Source organism: Gracilibacillus kekensis, from assembly GCF_900143085.1.
Classification (GTDB): domain Bacteria; phylum Bacillota; class Bacilli; order Bacillales; family Amphibacillaceae; genus Gracilibacillus; species Gracilibacillus kekensis.
The window spans coordinates 1,074,505-1,092,619 of record NZ_FRCZ01000001.1; the positions used below are offsets into that span (position 1 = coordinate 1,074,505).

Here is an 18,115-nt window from a genome sequence, read left to right on the forward strand (position 1 = left end):
TAGCTTCCTCTATTGCTGTTCACTTTCCTGTACACGTTGAATGTTTTCGGCGGCTTCTTCTGGAGTCGAGCCACCGACCGTGATCGATTGGAGCTCATTTTCCAATTGATCATTTACTGCCGGTATCAATGTGGCATCATAGACCGGAGCTGGCTCAGACTCTGCAATTAATTCAAGCATATCCTCCTGTAACGGATGAAGATCTGCATCTTCTGGCACATCGACATTGGCAATAATCGGTCGACCGACTTTAATCAGCTCTTCCCATAGCTCTTCATTATAGACATATTTCAGAAATGTGTGTGCGGCCTCCAGTTTTTCACCTTCTAAATCACTATTAATCGCAACACCAGTTCCGGCAACAGATGCTATCGTCTTCTTATCATTTAATGGCAACATCGCCACTCCAACATTTTTGTCCTCTGGCATATTTTCTAAGATAGCAGAAATACCCCAATTACCGTCCATTACCATTGCAGCTCTTCCCTGAAGGAAATAGTCAATCATTTGAGAACTGTCAATCGTGTTCAAGTCATCATTAAAAGCTTCTTTTTTCACTAATTCATCAATGACTTCCAATGATTGAACAAAATCGTCATCTGTAAATGCTCGTTCGCCATTAGCAACGCCTTCTAAGAAATCGTTTCCAGTAAAGCGGTCTGCAATCGTAGAAATATAAACAGATTGCAGCACCCATGCATCTGAGTTACCCAGTGCCATTGGAGTAATATCATTAGCATTCAACGCATCTACTAGTCCGAGAAACTCATCATATGTCGTTGGGAATTCTTCGTATCCGGCATCTGCCAGCATATCTTTATCATAAAAAATCATATGGGTTGGATTCGTATTGGCTGGTACTGCATAAGGACTCCCATCAACTGAAAAATCTTCGAAATCTTCTTCATCCAATAATCCTGTTTCTTCTGTCCAATACCCGATAAGATCATCGATTGGCTGTACTGCTTCACCTTCAACAAGTGGTTCTAACTCAGCGCCAGGCCAAACCTGAAAAACATCTGGCAATTGCCCACCCGCTGCCTGTGTATTTAAGCGTGTTCGATAATCGGCATTTGGTGTTGTATCCACTTGCAGATCAATGTCTGGATGCTCTTCATCAAATTTCTCTACGACATCCATAAATGCTTCGTAATCGGCCCGCCCAATATCCTCAGACTTCCAAAATGTTAATTCAACGGCATCTTCACTAGCTGAGTCACCGTCTGATGAGGATCCCTCCTCACTATCTCCTGAGCATGCTGCTAAGAATCCAATCAATATAAGTACAAATCCTAAAAGTACAAGCTTTCTCATCTAATAACCTCCCATTTGTTATCGCTTACAAAAAGGATTATCTCACACGATATCAAACTTAAAAATACAAGAAAATTAATATAATATCCAATAATTTATACTTTGAAGAAAAAGGAAGGAATGGATGCCCCTATTCTCCTCTTTTGATCTATTTATATATTGAATTACATGTTATCAGCCTTATACACGGTCATTACCGTTTGAAATCCATACGTGGAACTCCACGTATGGTTCATAACATTTATTTTATTTCAGCTGTGACTTTGATCAATATTTACTGAAAATCTATATGATACAATGACAAAAAAGGAGATATTTATCAGTGATAAAGATACTATTCGATTAGACAATATATAAAAAAGAATTGAGGGTTGTTTCATGTCAAAAATAGATATTTTTAATATAGAAGAAAGCATTCAAGAACATATGAACGAAAGTAATGAGGAAGATTTGCGAAGCGTTGCCGAACATTTTAAAACAGGACAATTTGAAACGGTTGTAGAAAAAACAAAAGCGTTTCGAACAGAACATGAAGTGAATGATGCCTTGTCGACACTATTTACATTGCTAAACGCAACAAGTTTTGCACAAATTTGGGATCATCAACAAGCAAAAGAACTTCTTAATGACTTATATGATCAGGTTTACGTTCTTAAGATTAGAATTTGCGGCATTGACACCTCCTTATTGGATTAACATGGGAGCTGTTGCCATTACAACATTAGCTGGTTCTACACTAATTCTTCATGCTGAAAATTGGTCGTTGTTAACAGAAATCACACCTTTTCTTAAAGGGTTTACTATATTCTTTTGGATAGCAGGAAGTTGGTGGATACCACTATTATTCATTTTGATGATATGGAGACATCTTTATCACCGTTATCCGCTTTCTTATGATCCACAATTATGGGGGATGGTTTTTCCACTCGCCATGTACACAACAAGCACATATCAACTGTCTCTAGCACTAAACTTCCCAGCATTAATGGTCATACCAAAACTTATGGTATTTATCGCTATCGCAGCTTGGAGTTTTGTTGGTATTAGTTTGATCAGACATTTATATAGAAATATAACTCATCGTTTTCACAAGGTATAAGAGGAATGCGAGACTTCCGCCAGTGAGGTGTTTAGCCTCATGGTGAAAATGTGTAAGTCCCCTCTAATCTGCTGCTTTCAACCGTTCGTTTATTCGTTATAGGAGCTTACTTCTTTTTTTATACCGCAAGGCAAATCTAAAAAAGGTTGAATGTCTTGTACATACTCTAAAATACTTAAATACTCATCGTTTTTTCGACTTTAAGTCACAGATCACTTTCATGACTTTTTTTAAGCTTTTGGGAGGATGGCAATTTGCAACATGTCTTCCAATCGAGCTTGGTGTTCGAATAAACATCATTTCAGAAGCTTCTACAATTTCATTGAAATATTTAAATCACTATATATTGATTTTAATTTTTATCACAGTGGTAGCCTCCGTAAAAAGTTTCGTGAACTTTGAAAAACAGCGAACCTTTTTACATTGTGTATCGTCTTATATAGCAAGGAAAAACGTATCAAAGAATTTTTAAGGGGTGCATGATATTGAACAAACTGCAACGACCAGGGGCAATGTCCGTGCTGATTGAGACACTAAGATTTGCTTCATTATTTTTCATTGTTCCAATGCTTTTATTAATCCCAATATATTTTGTATTGTCGATGGTCGGTGTCAACGCCGAAAACTATCTGTGGACAACCATGATTTTTGGATTCATTATCATTTTTATACTATATAGAAGGAATAAATGGGGTCAGGGCGCAATTCAATTAACCACTTCTCTGTTTGCTATTGGTCTTGTTATTGTCACGTCTTTATTCATTCCAGATGTATCTCCTACTCATATACATACAGAAAAATATGCCTATACTTACGGATTTCCTTTTGAATATATAACCATATATATAGAAGAGGGAGAAAAGTTCCTAATAATAAATTTATGGTCACAAGAAATTACTGGTGCAAGTGTATCCTTTGGTATATTTGGGAATTTCATCATTTTTTATTTTGTTATATTTTTGATTAATAGGTATCTTATGAAGTAAGTCTGATATACTTGAAAAGGAAGATTATGGTGTTTATTCTTACGGACAGAAAGTGAATGATTCTACCTTTTTTGTCCGTAAGATTCATTCTTATGGACAGAATCTACTAAAATTGAAAATTTTGTCCGTTAGATCCCTTCTTATGGACAAAAAATGAGGAATACTGGAAAAGTGTCCATAAGATCTATTGTTACGGACAAAAATTTTACTTATCTGATTTTTTGTCCGTAAGAAACGCTTTTCAGAAAGGAGGGATCGGTTTTGAAGCGGAGGAAATCTATTTTTATAGTTGCAATCGTACTGGTATTTATAATGTTGGGCAGCGCCATCTCTTATGCTATGTTATCGGATCATGATCAATACCAGTATTTCACTGGACTGGGTTCAGAGATTACTATAGCTCCAAATGATTCAGAGATAGCTTTTTCCTACTTTGTTGAGGGCGAAGAATCGATTTATACAGCAAATGTGAATGGGAGTAATGTTAAAAAAATTACGAACAACACGAATGTACGAGATCGAAATCCATCTTATTCCCCAGATGGATCAAGAATTGTTTATCTGAGTGAAAATAAAGAAAGTATTCAATTCCTTCACGTTATGAATCAGGATGGCAGCGGAGAAAAAACACTCTCGAATAACGATATGCATGTTAGAGACGCTATCTTTTCACATGATGGAAAAAGCATTTATTTTATTGCTATGGAGTCTGAAGAATTTAAGAAAGGTGAAAAATCAAGGGAAGGGTATGACTTGTTTATCACTGACCTGGATGGGGACACAGTAGAAAAATTAACAGATGCTGATCACTTTTCTATGAACCATCTATTCCTATCAGCAGATGGTCAAGACATATATTATAGTGAGTTTGATGGAAAAGAGGAACGAATTTATTCTTACTCTTTAAACGAAGAAACTATACATAGCAAGCCTGGACTAATCTCTGGAAATCTAAGTGAAAATCAATCCTTTTATAACCCAAATTTATCTCCAGACGGAAACCTGTTGGCGTTTACGGAGGTAGCTAATGAGTCTGAGAACACAAGATTTGAATACGAACTGTTTTTGCTAAATGTTTAGGATCAAACGATCGAGAGATTAACAGAATTGAAAAAATCGGTCTCTTCTCCTGTATTTTTTTCTAATGAAAATAAAATTGCTTTCTTATCCTACACCAATTGGGCGAAGGACCCTGCCAAGTACGAATTAATGACGATGGAATTATCTTCTCAGAACATTGAAACAATTAAATTAGACACACCGAATCCAACAGGAGATAAACGTGTTATCAAATCGATTGATATGTCCGTCAACGCCATCTCTATTGCAGCTCTGTATATTGTTTTGATGGGATTACTGAGTGTGTTCTGTCTGAATTATTATCCTAAAAAAACGTATTTGCCATCCATAAGCTTTTCGATTGCTGTGTTAACCTTTTTAGCAAGTTTAGTTGTAGCTGCGACGGTTAATGCTTGGTATGGCATCGGTTTAGGAATGTTGGCAGCAGCAATATTGGTCTGTTCCATTGTTATCTTTTTGTTTATTGTTATATTTAAACGATTTGTAAAATGAACGTATCATCCACCAAAGAAACGATCTACTAAAGTGCTAAAAGGGATTGGGGTAGATTTTTAATCTGGATACACAACCGTTCCATCTTCTTCTATTACAGGTGGAGCTCCCCATCTCCCTATTTCGTGTTCCACGTCATCCACATTTGCTTTTGCATCGGGGATAATATGGGTAACAGGATAACCGTTTGCTTGCAGGTAATTACTAATGATCAGTCGATGACATCTTGATGGATGTCGCTCCGAACACATTAATACTACACGGTGACTACCTGTAAGTGACTTCAAATCTCTAATGCCCTCTTGAAAATCTTTTGTTAACGTGTAATCTGCGTAATTATGGAAGGATTGATTTTCCCAACCAGCATTTAACACTTCTCCAACTTCACCTGACCTGCTTCTTCTGCCACCAAGCTTAGGAAAGTGTGCATACTTGATAGTCGCCTTCTCTAACCATTCTTTCATTTGATCTTTATTGAATTGAGGGTTCCTGTTACTTCCTGGCATGGAGCGAACATCTACTACACAATCGATTTCCTTAGACCTTAATATGGATAAAAACACCTCTCTTGAGTAATTGTAATGTCCCATTGTATATACTCTCATTTCCATCTTCCTCCCCTTTTCATCTATACCCTATCGGCTGTAATTTTAAAAATAAAATAGATTTTCATGTATAATAGGACTATATTTCTTTAGAGGAGGACCTCTCATGCCCAAACATAAAATTTATACAATGAGTGTAGCAAAAGTCTATCCTCATTATGTTACAAAAGCAGAGAAAAAAGGACGAACAAAAGCTGAAGTAGATGAAATTATCCGCTGGTTAACTGGATATAGCCAGGAAGCGTTCGAAGCAGAGCTCGAAAAAGAGACAGATTTTGAGACGTTCTTTGCAGAAGCTCCCCAATTAAATCCTTCCCGGGAATTGATCAAAGGGGTAATCTGTGGCGTCAGAGTCGAAGATATTGAAGAACCAACCATGCAGGAAATCCGCTATTTGGATAAGCTTATCGATGAATTAGCAAAAGGTAAAGCAATGGAGAAGATTATACGAAAATAAGGCTTTCCCCTAACATATTTTATCGGGGGAAGGCCTCTTCTTTAGAAACTCTTATCCTTTCGTTAGGGAAATACTTTTTAAAATACTTTCTCACCTTGATATGCAAATCTTTCTCATACCACTTTTCTAAGCCATTTTCTTGGAATAACTTAGGCATACCTAATTGCTCAGACCGCTTCCCCATCGATCCATCCCCGATGCTAAGCGTATCAATCCAAATATGATCAACTTTGCCTCTTAAGACTTTTGGAAATTCGGGGGTAAATGGCAACACGGGAGATATGGACGCTTGCGTTTCCAATCCCGAATCATGAAGTTCGTTCATCACTTTTAAACGCAATTTAATTCCTGGTGCATAGGGAGCAAAAATCCTTTTTATATCTTCTCTATCTGTTTCGATGGTCATCGATATCAGAAGTTTGCATTTTTTATTTAATTGAATGAGTAGATCCAAATCCCTTTTGATCAACGGGCCTCTTGTTTGAATTTGGAGAAAATCGGGAGGATATTCAATCATTGCTTCTAATAGACCTCGTGTAATCTCAGCTTTCCGTTCAATCGGCTGATATGGATCTGTGGCAGAAGACATAAAAATATTTACTGTTTTTGATTTTTTCCGCAACTTTTGAATTTCATTTATATAATTGTCCGCTGCATTTGTTTTAATATCGACCCACTCACCCCAAGGGATATCCTTAAAGCGTTGGATCGGCATTTCTCTCACATAGCAGTACAAACATGAAAAGCCGCAGCCGCTGTACGGATTTAGCGAATGAGTAAACCCGACATCTAAATATCCTTTTGCTTCTGTTAAAATCTTTTTTGCATTGGTTTCTTTTAGTTCTGTCTTCATTTCACACCTCTTTCCCTTACTCTTTTAATTAGTATAACACATAACACGAACATATATTCTGTTTAATATAAAAAAACTGACTCTTCTTTGCTGAGCCAGTTTAAGAAATTGCTATTGGTTCGGAAGTCCACTAGGTACATAATAGGGAGGAACTTTAATCCAACCTCTTTTTCGCATGAGTGGCATATAGTAGGTACTAAACTTGACTCGCACTGCTAAAAAGTCATACCACATAGCTCCAATGTCCGTTCGCAGAGATTGACTGAGACCCACTCCACAAATTGAAATGGCTGAAGTTAATTTCAACACTACACCATTCGCAATTTCATCATCCGTCAATTTAACACCTAAGGGAATATCTTTAGTGTCGGAGTTTGTTTTTGGTTCAGTGGTTGGCGGTAAACTAATGCCTTCCTCTCTAAATAGCTTTTTGATTTTTTTGGCTTGTTTGTCACAATCATGCCAGCTATGCTTTATCGCTTCTCGTAATTCGTCATCTGATGTTGTATTTAAACCGATTTCGACAAAACGGTTTGCTTCCTCCAGAAGTGTTAAATATGTCCACAAATTCATTACTTCTCCTACATGCAAGGGGTTTTTAGGTTCATCATCCGTAACTGTCTTCACTATATTTGCAAGCGATTCACCTATATTTGTCATTCGCCCAACTCCTTTTTAGGCTTATGGTTTGCTTATACTAATATTTTAAACCTTAAAAATTATATGGATAGTTAACAAAATTTTGGTGTAATTCTATTTCTGTTGTGAATACTAACTATCATATGAATTTTAATACGTGACATAAAGGGTCAGGTGTTGCCATGTTTAGAAAAAAGAGACAAAGACAAACCAAAAATTATGAAACGGTAGAAAAATCGATAAGTGACATACTTGAAAAGGCCAAGAAGTCCAGTGATTTCACCACAATTTCGCCATTTGAAGATAATTCATTACAAATAAGTTTTTATAAAACACTGATCGATGCAAGCATCCTTAAAGAGTCTATTTTACCCTATCTTAAGAAAGAAACTACTGCGATTATACAACTTTCGGAATTAAAAAAAGTTATTCCTATTGAAGGAATTAACATCACAAATGACCTTGCTGTCGTGGATAAGGGGTTACACGATGGGGCAGTTGTCATTTATTTTAGAGAAAAAAATAATGAATTCGCACTCCTGGATATTAATTACCCTCGATTGGGACAACGGGAAACAAACGATACACAAAATGAGTTTAGTGTGATTGGTCCAAAAGTAGGTTTTATTGAGGATCTTACTACAAATCTTCATTTAATCAGAAATCACCTAAATACCTCTGATCTGATTTTTGAGGAGCTTGTTATTGACACAAGGGCAAGAACAAAAGTAACCATTGCCTATTTAGATGGCGTTACTAATCCTGAGTACGTAAACACTGCAAAGCAGAGGTTGGAAAAGCTTGATATCGATGTCTCATTTGACAATACACAATTAGAGCAACTGATATCGGATGATACGTCAACACCTTTTCCTTTATTTATATCAACAGAACGAGTCGATAGGGCAGTGGGGTCACTTGTTAACGGACAAGTAGTTATCATTAGTGATAAATCCTCTTATGCTGTTATTGGACCGGTAAACCTGATGGAATTTTTCTCAAACCCCGAGGATTTTTATCTGCCATCCATCGTGGCGTCTTTCTTTAAATTAATTCGCATCTTTGGAATGATATTTTCCATATTTGCTACTTCCTTTTATGTTGCGATCTTAACCTTTCACTTTGAAGTGATACCAAAGGATTTATTAGGACCTATTATCATTTCAAGGGCAAATGTTCCGTTTCCACCTGTAATAGAAGTTTTATTTTTGGAAATTACGATTGACTTATTGAGAGAAGCTGGGGCCAGACTACCAGCAAAAATTGGACAAACCCTTGGGATTGTTGGTGGAATCGTGATTGGCCAGGCAACAGTGGAAGCAGCGCTCACCAGTAGTATTTTATTAATTATTGTAGCACTTGCAGCACTGTCATCCTTTACAACACCGATATATAAAATGTCGAATGCGGTACGACTGTTGCGGTACCCTTTTATCCTGCTTGCAGCTATATGGGGAGGCTTCGGTATATATGTAGGTGTGCTTTTTTTGATTGCTCATCTCACCCGCCTTAAATCATTAGGGGTCCCACTATTACTTCCGCTTTATCCCTATCGAAAAGGTGGTGTTATGAAATCCTTTGTCACGCTTAACACATCAAAACACGATAAACGCCCTTGGTATTTACGACCTTTAAGTTTAAAGAAATTTTCTCCTGTTTCTGATAAAGACCCAAAGGATGGGTTGAATCATGAATAATTCTTCTATAGAGAAGGACTGAGTAAAAGATGAAAAAGTGGAAGAAGCAACAAGTTTTGTGCTTACTACTGGTTTGTATGGTTGTTCTTTTTGGATGTTCCAGAACAAGAATCATCGACAAACTTGGTATTGTCCATGTCTTTGGCTTCGATCAAGCAGAAAACGGTGAACTTATAGGAACGGCGTTAATCCCTGACTATACTTCGAGTAAAGAAGGAGGCCAAATTAAATCGATAGAAGAGCAAGTACCCACAGGGGGATTATTTGCTCCTAGGATGTCAACACACACAAGTACCCCTATTGAACTTGCTAAAATCAGGGTGGTGCTCTTTGGTAAAAACTATGCGGAATCAGGTATTCAACATATGATAGACCGATTTATTATTAACCCTCAAATCGGGACACAGCTTCAAATTGCCGCATCTACACATTCTGCCAAGGAAACGTTGAATGCCTTCAAACAGGAAAAATCGCTGACTCTTGCGGAAAGGTTGCAACACAATATGGAAAGACAGTATCTGCCTTATACAAATCTACACTATTTTTTAAATCACTTTTACGGGGAAGGAACAGATGCTTACGTTCCGATGTTAACTTTAGATGATCAAAACCGGGTAAAGGTGGATGGGATTGGAGTGTTTAAAGAGGATCAATTAAAACTTCATCTAAATCCGGATCAAACCACTTTATTTTCATATGTGAAAAGTGAAAGCTCACAGGCAACCTATAGAATACAACATCGTGAAGATGAGCAAAAAGAAATCATTACTTTTCGGTCCTTCAAAACTAAAAGCAATTGGGATTGGAATCAGAAAGAGAAACAATTAAAGCTTCATTTACAATTAAGCGTAACCCTCACTCAAATTCCTGATCGATTTGATCTTGAAAAAACGAAGGATACCTCAGAAATGGAGAAAATAGTTGAAAAAGATTTAGAAAAAGGGCTGGCGGACTTATTTGCTATCCTTCAAGAAAATGAAGTGGATCCTGTTGGAATTGGGAATATCGTACGATCACAGGACAGGTCGTGGGAGGAAGAAACGTTCTATAAGGATTATGCCTCCTTACCCATAAGTGTCGATGTCAATTTAAAGATCATACATTCTGGCCTTGAAGGCTAACTCATTAGGATGGATTACTATGAACTCCAACGTAAAAGTTAATAAAATGGTATCGCCTTACTTACTATTTTTTTTGATACATTCCACACAGACAGGGGTCATGGTTTTATCATTTCAATCGGATATCATTAAGGGAGCCGGCCATAATGCATGGCTTTCTATCTTTGCAATAGGAATCATCATGCATGTTATTTTTTTAATGCTGTTAGCTATCTTAAAAAAATCAAGTGCAGGAGACCTCCTTTCCTTCCATACGGATGTGTTTGGGAAGTTTTTCGGTGGCTTTTTAAATGTTGTCATTGCGATCTATTTTGCGATGCTTAGTCTCTACGTTTTTCATACCTATATCGACATTCTCCAGTTATGGGTCTTTGATGGTATCCGTAGCTGGGAGTTCTCCCTGCTTTTAATTGTTCTTGTTTTTTATATTGTTTCTGGAGGATTTCGTAGTATTACGGCAATTGCTTTTTGGGGTGTAATAATACCAAGCTTCTTGTTGTTAACATTGGTTTATTTAGTTAATTTTGCTGAGACGACCTATCTTTTACCTTTGATGCAATTTGGAATGAACGACTTTTATATCTCTATGAAAGAAGCCGCACCACTTTTTTTTGGTTTCGAGACGGCTCTTATTTATTTTCCTTTTATTAAAGATAGGAAAAAGGCAACTAAGTGGGGACACTTGGCAATAATTTACTCCACGTTTCTATATGTGTCAATTACGATTGTCACTTTCTTGTTTTTTTCACAAGGTAAGCTAGAACATTTACCATGGCCCACTCTGACTATGATAAAAATAATTAAGCTACCTTTTTTAGAGCGCTTTGAGTTTATTTTTATTTTCACCTGGTTATTAGTGGTTATGCCTGTGCTTTGTATCTATCTCTGGTCGGCTATCAGATCCATTAAATCGACGATTCCTAAAGTAAAACCAACATACGTATTGATTGGTTTTCTTGCGGTATTTTATCTTTTTAACAGTCTATTATTTGAAATAAAATATTCTTATCTGTTGGAAAAAATGGTTAGTTACAGCGGGCTAACCTTTATCTTCGGTTACATTCCATTGCTTTTTTTAATTTCTATTTTTAAGAAAAAGGTAAACTGATATCATTTATAACAAGGTCGTTTCGCTAGTAATTCCATTAGTCTTGTAAATTCTTTCTCATCAGAGATGCCACTTGTAGATTATCCTGAATTGGAGAGGTTTCCAGGTTCTTAATAATTAACTCTTGTCTTTGAACAGTATGGTTTTGGCTTAATTTCGCTTTTGCTTCAATTTTTGAAATTTCTATTCTAAAGGCTACAATTCCTTTCATCATTCCATCGATAAAACCAGATGGAATATCATCTAAATTGTATGGAGAATCAGAGCGTTCATATTTATTTACCAGTTCATTTAAAGAATCGAATATTACCTTTCGATCTTCAACAATCTCAAGCGTTCCATATACGTGGATAGACGCATAATTCCAGGTAGGTACTGCTTTGTCTGTTTCGTACCAGGTAGGTGATATATAACAATGTGGACCTTGAAATACCACCAGGACTTGTTGGTTAAGAGCATCCTTCCAATGTTCGTTAGGTCGTGCAAAATGACCGTATAAAGCATTTTCTGATTTATTTAACATCACAGGAAGATGCGTAGCATTGGGCTCCCCTTGATGCTGAGAGAACAAAGTTGCAAATCCGTATTTGTCAATAAAATCATAGATAAGTTCCTTATCATCCATTCTAAAATGTCTAGGTATATACATCATCGTCCACCTCTTTTTAAAAATTATATAAGTGCTTTGGTCATGATAAAATCCGTTTGTTCCTCATCCCCCAAATGAAAAGAGTGTTTTCCAGTTTGGACAAATCCCTTTTTCTTATAAAAAGCAATGGCATTCTTATTTTTTTCCCATACCCCCAGCCAGATTTTCTTCTTATTACATTCCATTGCAATTTCTATAGCTTTATTTAGCAGCAATGAGCCAAGTCCGTGTTTTTGGTAGTTGTTTCTGATATAAATTCTTTCAATTTCAAGGGCTTCTTCCCCCATATCTTCCGACTGAGCACCATCGGTATTGACCTTTAAATATCCAGCGATTTCATTATCATACGAAACAAAAAAGAATTAGAAAAAATCGTGGACAGTTCTTTTTCTAACTGTTTTAAGTTGAACGCACTATCTAAATAAGCTTCCATGTTTTCAGGTGAATTCTGATGCTTAAATGTTTCACTAAATACATCACAGCTAATTTTCTGAAGTGGGATAGCCTCTTCAAGAGTGCACTTTCTTATTTTTATCGTCATTTCTACCAGTCGCTCCTTACCATCAATAATTTCTCTTGTTCCCTTTTTTTACATATTCCCAGTCTTTTTCTATATTTTTTCTTACTCTTTGAAGGAGATTTGATACGGTTTCTATTTCTTGTTCGGATAATCCTTCTAATGCAACAGTATTGGAATAATCATTTTCTCTCTTTATAAAAGGATAGACCTTTTCCCCTTTTTCTGTGGGAAAAAGCTTCTTTATTTTTTTGTTATGCTGATCTTCTTTCTTTTCAATAAAGCCATTGATTTCGAGCTTTTTTATTGATCGAGCTGCTGTTGTTCGGTCTACTTTTATCATTTCAGCTACTTTTTCCTGTATGATGCCAGGGTTTTCGCAAATTCGCACGAGGTACAAATATTGCCCCTTCGCAAGCTCATATTCTTTAAACTCTATATTACTGATCGAATCTAATGCCCTCGCTATCATTCCAATCTCGCGCAGTATTTCACTCATAACGGCCTCCCCTGAATTTTGTTGCAAATACAACAAAACAATTATGTTTACTATACTCTACTTTTATTTCGTTTGCAACAAAAAAAGGATCAAAAAATTGATCCTTTATAACGCTCCATTTCATTTGTTTTTAAGCGTATGCCAGTGTTCCCAGCTGGCCAGTACTGCCGTAAACATGAGAATCACAGCCCCGCCAATTACGACAGAATATTCGCCAGCCATTTCAATCAATAGAAAGCCCAAAGCTGGTCCTAATGCTGCTCCAAGATCTGACGCTGTTAAATAATGAGAGATGATTGCATTTTTTTTGAAATGTACGGTGTAATCTGTAACGAAAGCGTCCAACAAAGTTGATACGATAGTAGCTGTGACTAATAGAATAATGACAGCAAACAGCCAAGCTACCGTCGGAATAAATGCAGGGAGTATTAAAAACAAACCAGACGCCACTACAAGCGTTGGTATTAGAAGGATCAACTTAGACCCTATTTTATCTGCCTTACGCCCAATCCAGGGTGCTATCACCGGTTCTAATCCCCATCTGAAACCTTGCAATATCCCAGTCCACGCAGCTGCACCCAAACCACCTAAGAAGATAGTGGTTAAATCTTCTTGAAAAACGATCCAATAGCCTAATGTTGAGGTTAACACTCCTTGATATATCATAGATAATAACAACCCCATGGTGAGTAAAAATAAAAAGGTACGATTTCTTATGGTCTTCTGGTCAACAGGAGCTTTTTGGTTGTCTGGCTTTTCAGAAGCTATATCTTGTTGGTTACGCATGTCACGTACTAAAAAAGGTATCAATACGGTTGCCAGGCAAGCAAAAACAAAAAATAGTGTTTCAGGTCCAAACAAGCTTGCTCCAATCCCGCCGAGCAGCATACCTGCCAAACTGCCAGTTCTTGATATACCATTATAGATGCCAGTCAATTGACCTGAGGCTAATTGCTGATTGGATGCTCCAACCGCATAAACAACAGATAACTGTCCACCTTGCTTGAGAAAGGACCAGGCAATTCCCCAAACAATTCTTGAGATTAATAGCCAAAGGAAAGTCTCCAAAATACCATATGAAAGTGTGGTAATGATCGATAAGATCAATCCAATGAACAAGCCTTGCCGAATGGTAAAATACTGATAGAACATTTTGACAAAAGGATGAATGGGAATCCGTACAAATCGATTGACTGCAAGCAAAACACCAACCTCCCAAAGCGAATTCAATCCAAATAGCTCCGGGAAGATCGGGAGGACTACATAGAGCATGGAATCCCCCAATAAACTCACTGCAGTTATGAAAGCAATCAGCTTAATGTGTGTCTTTGACACGGGATGCTCCTCATTTCTAGCTCTCAGGGACACCACACACTCCTGTTTCTGGCAGTTGTAACTCTACTTTAAGGGAAGCTTCCCAATCACCTGCAAAAGCCGCTGCAATACTTCTGACCTGCTCATATCCTGTTGCCATCAAAAAGGTAGGTGCGCGCCCATAGCTCTTAGACCCCACGATATAAAAATTCTTTTCAGGCTGTCTCAGCTCCGCTTCACCGTGAGCTCTAACAGTCCCACAACTGTGGACATTCGGATCAATCAGTTCCGCCAGAGCTGGTACACTCTCCAGAGCATGATCCGCCTGATAACGTAGTTCGCGATGATAAGAGAAATCAGGTCTAGCCCCGGTATTAACAATAATTTCATCTACGCCTTCAATCTGGGCTGTTTGATGGCCGGTCAGTCCTTTTATCTGAAGCTTGTCACCTTCTGATTTAACTCTATCGATACGAAAAGGGGAATGGACTTCTACGCGACCTTCTTTAACCAGTAATCGCGCCTTAGTACCCAGGGCACCTCGGGCGGGAAGCGCGTCATCTTCTCCTCCACCGTACGCTTCGTTAGCTGTTTTTTTACGCAACACCCATAAAATTTTCGTTTCCGGTACTTCCTCTTTTAAACGATCCAGCTCTAGTAATGAATTAATAGCAGAATGGCCACTTCCGACGACAGCTACGACTTTCCCGGCATATCGTGACCGATGTACACCTGTCGCTTCTGGAATTCCATAATAGATATGCGCTTTGTTATTATTTTCACCTATCGCGATATTTCCACTTGCACCTGCAGGATTAGGTGTCTCCCATGTGCCCGTTGCATCTATGACACCTGAAGCAAATACCTGATGAGTCTCCCCATCTTTTTCATAAATCACTTCGAATGGAAAGGTTTCTCTTCCTTTTGTTTTCATCTTATCAATACCATAACGTTGCAGAGCAACCACACGACCACCCGTGATGATATGAGGCTTTATTTCTGGCAATTGCGCAAGTGGTTGTAAGTAATCCCTAACCATTTCTCCTCCCGTGGGCAGTTCTTCCTTAGGCGGTGACGTCCAGCCATGTGACACAAGCAACTCCTCCGCAACTCGGTCAATGGTATATTCCCATGGTGAAAAAAGACGTACATGCTTCCATTGCAGAAGACTGGGTCCAACCTCCTTTCCTTTTTCAATTAAAATGAAACTTTTATTCCTCTTAACTAAGTGTGCGGCAGCCGCCATGCCGACTGGACCACCACCTATAATGGCAATTGGAAATGAACGTGACATATTATTTTCCTCCTAGCGTTTATTCTGTGTTCGTCTTAGAGGACGGTGTTATAATAAAAAAGACGCAATAGATAATCCAGTTGCGTCCTTATCTGAAGAGATACGTCATATATAACAAAACTGTTATGGAGGAATCTTCTTATGAATATTGAGCATATTTGGGAGGAATTTTACAACCCATTAAAAGGTTTTATCGCTAAACGCGTGAACAACCCAGCTGACGTTGATGACATTGTACAAAATGTCTTTATTAAAATAGACGCACATATTTCAGGACTGAAGGATTCACAAAAAGTACGCCCATGGATTTACCAAATTACCCGCCATACGATTATTGACTACTATCGAAAGCAAAAGCCTACCGTTGAACTCCCTGAAAATTTACAAATATACGATAAAGAGGAAGAGCAAGACTTATCCCATGAATTAACCTCCTGTTTCAAGTCGATGATCGAGCAATTACCTGACATCTACAGAGAAGCCATTAAATTAACCGAATTAGAAGGGATGACCCAAAAACAATTAAGCACACAGCTTAATATGTCCTTTTCCGGAGCGAAATCGAGAGTCCAACGTGGTCGGCAGAAATTAAAAGAGTTACTCACAGCTTGTTGTCACATTGAAGCTGACTGTTACGGCAATATTATCGATTATCAAAAAGTTGATCATAGTAAGGATAATTGTGGGTCAGAGAAATCATGTGAATGTCATTAGCTTCATCTTGCGTCCTTTTTAAAATCCATCGTCTTCTAGGGTGTAACATCCTACAAAGACGAATGGAGGGAATCAATATGAGTAAAGAATTGGAAAAAACATTACAGACAAACGATGCAGAAGGTTGTTGTGGAGGTCCCGCACCATCTGACACAGACGCATGCTGTGTCGATGACGCAAACGCAAAAGCAGCCGGTGACGACGGATGCGGATGCGACTCAACACCTAAGGAATCACCAAACACAAGCAGCTGTTGCTAACGGAGTGAAACATGGGTGAAACATGGGGACGGTTCTGCTGTTTCATTTTTAACAGCTACCGTCCCCCTGCTTCTTTTATATTTGCTAGAGATCAGATCATATAATCAACGACAATCACATCTTCAATAATACCATCTAATTGTTGAACAAACTTTTGATGTGCAGGATGAGGACCATATGCCTGCAGGGCTTCTTTTGATTCAAAAGTAACTCTTAAACCTATAGAATAGCCATTTGCACGATCTACTTCTTCCGTCACATTACGCCCTGTAGTTAAATCAATAATACCAGGTACAACATCCTTTAAGGATTTCAACTGATTGATAAGTTCTTGTTCTTTTTTCTGTGATAATTCCTCGTTAAACTTAAAAACAACTAAGTGCTCGTACATCTTAATAACCTCCTATTTAATTGAATACATTATGCTATTTAGCTAAGCTATGAACTCTTCCATTTCTCCAATCACTGTATTTTATGTTTTTCCCTAGAGTCCAATGAAACAGGAGAACCGTCCCCATGTTTCATGTTTCACATGTTTCACGGCTTGGCTCGTGGCAAGCTCAACAAACTCATCCCCATCAGAAATAAACATGCTCCTGCAATCACATAGGTAGTGATTGGTTCTCCAAAAAATAGCCATGCCCATAATAACGAAAATAACACACTGGTGTTCGTTAAGATTGCCGCTAATAAGAACGAGACATGTTTCAAGGCATTTGCATAGATAATAAAGCTAATACCGGTGATCAAGCCTAGCATAAGTAAGGCAATAACAGTCATCATACTGAAATCACCAGACCATTCTAACTGCGTAGGGACAGGAATAATGGCTAAAAAACTACACCATAAGAAAATCGAGACATTCATATCAATTGATGACATGTTTTTGCCTAATACTTTCTGGCTGGCAAAGTGGAAGCTTGCACCGAAGGCAGAAATTGCAAAGATAAGCGTCAGCATTAAATCGAATTCTAACAATTCATCAAAAGATAACCCATTCCATGTGATGACTAAAACACCAGATAAACATAAGGCAATCGCCGCCCAAGAACGCGCTGTTGCTCGTTCCTTGAAATAAAAAATAGAGAATAATAACATAAAAATCGTCATAAAAGGTGTTACTAAAATTTGTTCATAGGCATACCCAACCGAGACACCATAATTCTCGAATAAGTAATTGATCACCTTACCGAGTGCCCCGAACCAAATCCATTTCGATCTCCACGAAATGTGAACCTTGCGTTTATTAACGACTAAAAACAAAATCAAAAATAATACACCTAAACCAAAGCGCAAAAAGGTAATCGTGTAACTATCTAATGAAAAGGATGCCGTTTTGACAAGAATTCCGACAAAGCTCCACATTAATGTGCTTAATAAAAGAAGAAAAACGCCCATTTGTAATAAATCCCTTCAT

General features: G+C 37.8%; 21 protein-coding genes and 1 pseudogene. 10 read left to right on the forward strand and 12 right to left on the reverse strand.

The window, feature by feature from the left end; all coding sequences use genetic code 11:
• Nucleotides 1-9 precede the first annotated feature (9 nt).
• Nucleotides 10-1,314 (reverse strand): extracellular solute-binding protein, encoded by a 1,305-nt coding sequence (locus tag BUC25_RS04860; RefSeq protein WP_073200163.1) that lies wholly within the window; start codon nucleotides 1,312-1,314, stop codon nucleotides 10-12.
• 378 nt (nucleotides 1,315-1,692) lie between these two features.
• Here BUC25_RS04860 and BUC25_RS04865 point away from each other — a divergent pair, with 378 nt between their 5' ends.
• Nucleotides 1,693-2,010 carry a hypothetical protein gene (locus BUC25_RS04865; RefSeq protein WP_073200165.1) on the forward strand — a complete coding sequence of 106 codons (318 nt, stop codon included), beginning with the start codon at nucleotides 1,693-1,695 and terminating at the stop codon, nucleotides 2,008-2,010.
• Nucleotides 1,988-2,413 (forward strand): tellurite resistance/C4-dicarboxylate transporter family protein, encoded by a 426-nt coding sequence (locus tag BUC25_RS04870; protein WP_244535124.1) that lies wholly within the window; start codon nucleotides 1,988-1,990, stop codon nucleotides 2,411-2,413. Before BUC25_RS04865 ends, BUC25_RS04870 begins: the two co-directional genes overlap by 23 nt.
• A gap of 183 nt (nucleotides 2,414-2,596) precedes the next feature.
• Here BUC25_RS04870 and BUC25_RS19540 read toward each other — a convergent pair whose 3' ends face one another.
• Nucleotides 2,597-2,713 carry a PAS domain-containing protein gene (locus BUC25_RS19540; RefSeq protein ID WP_342039384.1) on the reverse strand — a complete coding sequence of 39 codons (117 nt, stop codon included), beginning with the start codon at nucleotides 2,711-2,713 and terminating at the stop codon, nucleotides 2,597-2,599.
• Nucleotides 2,714-2,898: 185 nt separating this feature from the next.
• Between BUC25_RS19540 and BUC25_RS04880 the strand changes: the two genes are divergently transcribed.
• From BUC25_RS04880 to BUC25_RS04890, 3 genes are all read left to right on the forward strand, one after another.
• Nucleotides 2,899-3,399 carry a hypothetical protein gene (locus BUC25_RS04880; RefSeq protein WP_073200167.1) on the forward strand — a complete coding sequence of 167 codons (501 nt, stop codon included), beginning with the start codon at nucleotides 2,899-2,901 and terminating at the stop codon, nucleotides 3,397-3,399.
• 261 nt (nucleotides 3,400-3,660) lie between these two features.
• Nucleotides 3,661-4,479, forward strand: coding sequence for a TolB family protein (locus BUC25_RS04885; RefSeq protein WP_073200169.1), 819 nt, complete (start codon nucleotides 3,661-3,663; stop codon nucleotides 4,477-4,479).
• Nucleotides 4,480-4,506: 27 nt separating this feature from the next.
• The gene (locus tag BUC25_RS04890) at nucleotides 4,507-4,971 is read left to right on the forward strand and encodes a hypothetical protein (protein ID WP_073200171.1); all 465 of its coding nucleotides are present in this window, start codon (nucleotides 4,507-4,509) and stop codon (nucleotides 4,969-4,971) included.
• Between the two features lie 59 nt (nucleotides 4,972-5,030).
• Here BUC25_RS04890 and BUC25_RS04895 read toward each other — a convergent pair whose 3' ends face one another.
• On the reverse strand, nucleotides 5,031-5,576 hold the full coding sequence (locus tag BUC25_RS04895) for a DUF488 domain-containing protein (protein ID WP_073200172.1): 546 nt from the start codon (nucleotides 5,574-5,576) through the stop codon (nucleotides 5,031-5,033).
• A gap of 106 nt (nucleotides 5,577-5,682) precedes the next feature.
• On the opposite strand from BUC25_RS04895, the gene BUC25_RS04900 reads away from it, so the two are divergent.
• The gene (locus tag BUC25_RS04900) at nucleotides 5,683-6,033 is read left to right on the forward strand and encodes a DUF2200 domain-containing protein (RefSeq protein ID WP_073200175.1); all 351 of its coding nucleotides are present in this window, start codon (nucleotides 5,683-5,685) and stop codon (nucleotides 6,031-6,033) included.
• A 19-nt stretch (nucleotides 6,034-6,052) separates the two neighbouring features.
• On the opposite strand, the gene BUC25_RS04905 is transcribed toward BUC25_RS04900, so the two are convergent.
• Both BUC25_RS04905 and BUC25_RS04910 read right to left on the reverse strand, forming a co-directional pair.
• Nucleotides 6,053-6,886 (reverse strand): SPL family radical SAM protein, encoded by an 834-nt coding sequence (locus BUC25_RS04905; protein WP_073200177.1) that lies wholly within the window; start codon nucleotides 6,884-6,886, stop codon nucleotides 6,053-6,055.
• A gap of 111 nt (nucleotides 6,887-6,997) precedes the next feature.
• Nucleotides 6,998-7,546 (reverse strand): DUF3231 family protein, encoded by a 549-nt coding sequence (locus tag BUC25_RS04910; protein ID WP_073200179.1) that lies wholly within the window; start codon nucleotides 7,544-7,546, stop codon nucleotides 6,998-7,000.
• Between the two features lie 161 nt (nucleotides 7,547-7,707).
• Between BUC25_RS04910 and BUC25_RS04915 the strand changes: the two genes are divergently transcribed.
• From BUC25_RS04915 to BUC25_RS04925, 3 genes are read left to right on the forward strand one after another with little or no spacing between them, the layout of a single operon-like run.
• Nucleotides 7,708-9,222 (forward strand): spore germination protein, encoded by a 1,515-nt coding sequence (locus tag BUC25_RS04915; protein ID WP_073200181.1) that lies wholly within the window; start codon nucleotides 7,708-7,710, stop codon nucleotides 9,220-9,222.
• A 29-nt stretch (nucleotides 9,223-9,251) separates the two neighbouring features.
• On the forward strand, nucleotides 9,252-10,343 hold the full coding sequence (locus BUC25_RS04920) for a Ger(x)C family spore germination protein (protein WP_073200183.1): 1,092 nt from the start codon (nucleotides 9,252-9,254) through the stop codon (nucleotides 10,341-10,343).
• Nucleotides 10,344-10,362: 19 nt separating this feature from the next.
• The gene (locus BUC25_RS04925) at nucleotides 10,363-11,451 is read left to right on the forward strand and encodes a GerAB/ArcD/ProY family transporter (RefSeq protein WP_073200185.1); all 1,089 of its coding nucleotides are present in this window, start codon (nucleotides 10,363-10,365) and stop codon (nucleotides 11,449-11,451) included.
• Between the two features lie 37 nt (nucleotides 11,452-11,488).
• Here BUC25_RS04925 and BUC25_RS04930 read toward each other — a convergent pair whose 3' ends face one another.
• The 5 genes and pseudogenes from BUC25_RS04930 to BUC25_RS04950 form a co-directional block, all read right to left on the reverse strand.
• Entirely contained in the window at nucleotides 11,489-12,100 is a 612-nt protein-coding gene (locus tag BUC25_RS04930) for an FMN-binding negative transcriptional regulator (RefSeq protein WP_073200187.1), read from the reverse strand.
• 23 nt (nucleotides 12,101-12,123) lie between these two features.
• Nucleotides 12,124-12,641: pseudogene (paiA, locus tag BUC25_RS04935) on the reverse strand (spermidine/spermine N(1)-acetyltransferase).
• Between the two features lie 22 nt (nucleotides 12,642-12,663).
• On the reverse strand, nucleotides 12,664-13,116 hold the full coding sequence (locus tag BUC25_RS04940; protein WP_073200189.1) for a MarR family winged helix-turn-helix transcriptional regulator: 453 nt from the start codon (nucleotides 13,114-13,116) through the stop codon (nucleotides 12,664-12,666).
• Between the two features lie 120 nt (nucleotides 13,117-13,236).
• Complete coding sequence (locus BUC25_RS04945) at nucleotides 13,237-14,487, reverse strand: MFS transporter (protein ID WP_342039385.1); 1,251 nt, start codon at nucleotides 14,485-14,487, stop codon at nucleotides 13,237-13,239.
• Entirely contained in the window at nucleotides 14,468-15,724 is a 1,257-nt protein-coding gene (locus tag BUC25_RS04950; RefSeq protein WP_073200193.1) for an NAD(P)-binding domain-containing protein, read from the reverse strand. Before BUC25_RS04950 ends, BUC25_RS04945 begins: the two co-directional genes overlap by 20 nt.
• Before the next feature lie 141 nt (nucleotides 15,725-15,865).
• Here BUC25_RS04950 and sigZ point away from each other — a divergent pair, with 141 nt between their 5' ends.
• Complete coding sequence (sigZ, locus tag BUC25_RS04955; RefSeq protein ID WP_073200195.1) at nucleotides 15,866-16,438, forward strand: RNA polymerase sigma factor SigZ; 573 nt, start codon at nucleotides 15,866-15,868, stop codon at nucleotides 16,436-16,438.
• Nucleotides 16,439-16,789: 351 nt separating this feature from the next.
• On the opposite strand, the gene BUC25_RS04965 is transcribed toward sigZ, so the two are convergent.
• A complete protein-coding gene (locus tag BUC25_RS04965; protein WP_170862637.1) occupies nucleotides 16,790-17,089 on the reverse strand; it encodes a Dabb family protein in 300 nt (99 codons plus the stop codon).
• 146 nt (nucleotides 17,090-17,235) lie between these two features.
• Entirely contained in the window at nucleotides 17,236-18,096 is an 861-nt protein-coding gene (locus tag BUC25_RS04970; protein WP_073200200.1) for a DMT family transporter, read from the reverse strand.
• Nucleotides 18,097-18,115: the final 19 nt, after the last annotated feature.